Source organism: Micromonospora sp. BL1, from assembly GCF_003667485.1.
Lineage (GTDB): Bacteria > Actinomycetota > Actinomycetes > Mycobacteriales > Micromonosporaceae > Micromonospora > Micromonospora tulbaghiae.
On the sequence record NZ_RCVK01000065.1, the window covers coordinates 1 to 2421 of the forward strand.

General features: G+C 78.8%; 2 protein-coding genes. Both read right to left on the reverse strand.

The features are described from left to right. Positions 1-439: adenosylcobinamide-GDP ribazoletransferase (locus EAD96_RS00375; protein ID WP_147457810.1), on the reverse strand; the 439-nt coding region annotated here is incomplete at its 3' end. Then, positions 429-2396, reverse strand: a complete 1968-nt coding sequence (locus EAD96_RS00380; RefSeq protein ID WP_121682871.1) for a bifunctional adenosylcobinamide kinase/adenosylcobinamide-phosphate guanylyltransferase — start codon at positions 2394-2396, stop codon at positions 429-431. The genes EAD96_RS00380 and EAD96_RS00375, both read right to left, overlap by 11 nt. Positions 2397-2421: the final 25 nt, after the last annotated feature.

Sequence of the window (2421 nt, forward strand, 5' to 3'; positions counted from 1 at the left end):
CCGGCGCGGCGAACGCGGCGAGGGCGTCCCGGCCGGCCAGCTCCGCGAGCACCGCGCTCTGGAGCAGGAGTACGACCACGAGCGCGACCACCCCGAACGGGCCGACGTCCGGCTGCTTCATGATCTCCAGCGCGGCCGGTCCGCGCCGGTAGGAGCCGAGCGCGTCCACGGTGTCGGCCAGCCCGTCCAGGTGCAGGCCCCGGGTGAGCAGCGCGCCCAGCCCCACGGTGACCACCGCGGCGACCAACGGTGGCGCGAGCGCGGCGGTGAGCAGCAGCACCCCGCCGAGTACGGCGCCGAGCAGCGCGCCGACCAGCGGGGCGAGCGCCATCGCGGTGCCGGCGGCGGCCCGGTCGACCTGGCCGGCGCGTACCGGGAGGGTGGTGAACGTGGTGAGCGCCAGCCGGATGCCGTCGGCGAGCCGCGCCTCAGTCGGCACGTCGGCCGGGGAGGACCGGCTCGTCGGCCCCGACGGTGGTCGGTCCCGGGCCGGCCGGCTCCGGCTCGGCGAAGTCCGGTTCGTCCTCGGCCCGGCCGGCGTCGCCGCCGATGCGGTCGCCGGTGCCGGTGCGCTCGCCGGTGTCGCCCTCGTCGTCGGGGCCGCCCAGCGACGGGTGCACCGGCAGCGTGGCGGCGAGCGTCAGCGCGGAGCGCAGCAGCGGCAGCGCGGCCAGCGCGGTCGCCCCCTCGCCCAGGTCGAGCCGCAGGTCCACCAGCGGGGTCAGCCCGAGCACGTCGGCGGCGAGCCGTACGCCCGGACGGCCGCCGTGGTCGGGCAGCAGGCACCAGTGCCGGGCCTGGCCGGCCAGGTCGCGGCTGACCATGGCGGCGGCGGTGCCGACCGGCCCGTCCAGCAGCACCGGCACCTTGCGAGCGGTGGCGCCCAGCAGGACGCCGGTGGCCAGCGCGATGTCGCCGCCGCCCAGCTCGGCCAGGACGTCCTTGGCCTCCCGGGCGGAGCGCCGGGTGCGGTGCAGCGCGTCCCGCACCGCCGCGCAGCGGACCATCCAGGCGGCGTCGTCGATCTCGCCCTGCTCGGTGACCACCCGGCCGAGCACCGTCGGCGGTTCCGCGCCCGCGGTGGCCGCGAGCACCGCGGCGGCGGCCGCCTCGGCACCCGCACCGCACCCGGCGAGCACCAGCAGCTGCACCCCCGCGTCGGCGGCCTGCTCGGCGAGCCGCCAGCCGTAGCGCAGCGCCGCCTCGACCTCGTCGGCGGACAGGGCCGGGCGCTCCTCCATCGGTGCCGAGGCGGGCGCCTCGACGATCTGGAGGCCGGCCCGGTTCTCGGCGGCGAGCCGGGCCAGCGCACCCCGGCCGGCGCGGGCCTGCCGGGCGCGGCGGGACGACTCGCCGGGCGGCGCGCCGGCCGACGCGCCGCCCTCGTGGTCGCCCTGGATCAGCAGTACGCGCACCGCGTCCCACGGACGCGGCGTCGAGGTGCCCTGGGTGGCGGCGGCGAAGCCGACCACCTGCTCCAGCACGCCGAGACCGGCGCCGGGGATGTCGAGGGTGGCGAGCCGGTCGACGGCCTGCGGCCCGGTGTAGTCGTCGGGCATCGGCAGTTCCATGCCCGGCTGGATCACCAGACCGGTGGCGATCATCGGCAGCGCCATCGTGGGTGCGGCCCAGTCGCCCGTACCGGGCTCGTCGGACGCGGCCCGGGCGGGCACCGGGGCGGCGGCCGGCGTGAGCACCTCGGGCAGCGTCACGTCCCCGGCGCCGAGGTCGGCCGGCACGGCCTGGGCCGGTGCGGCCTGGTGCGCGGCGGTCCGGGGCGTCGCGGCGCGGCTCGGTACGGCCTCGGGCGACGTGGCGGCCGGCGGCACGGCGTGCGCGGGGGCCGGAGTGGTCGGCTTGAGCCACGCGGTCTGACCGGCCACCACGAGCGCGACCGCGTCGCAGGCGTCGGCGACCGCGCGGTTGGTCGCGCCGAGCGCGTCGGTGAACGCCCGGCCCAGCGGCGTGGTGGGCACCAGGGACAGGCCCACCTCGGGGCTGACCAGCACCAGCCGGGCCGTGCTGGAGCGCACCGCCGCGGCCAGCTCGGCGATCGTCGCGGTGTCGTCGGCCGGCTGGTGGGCCGGGTCGAGCAGCACCGTCACCCAGCCGCCCAGGTCGTCCACGAGCAGCGTCTCGTTCGGGCCGGCGGCGGCGATGACCTCGACCAGCCGGCCCGGGTTCGCCGCGGTCTCCTCGGTGGTCCAGCTCCCCGGCCGCCGGGCGCGGTGCGCCGCGAGGCGGGTCGCCCACTCGGTGTCCTCCGGGTCGCCGGCCGGGGCGGTGGCCACGTACCGGACCGTGGGCGCGTCGGCGACCAGTGACTCGGCGAACTCGGACTTGCCGGAGCGGATACCGCCGAGCACCAGGAGGGTGTGCCACCCGTCAACGGACATGCCCGTACCTTAGTTCGCCCGCCCG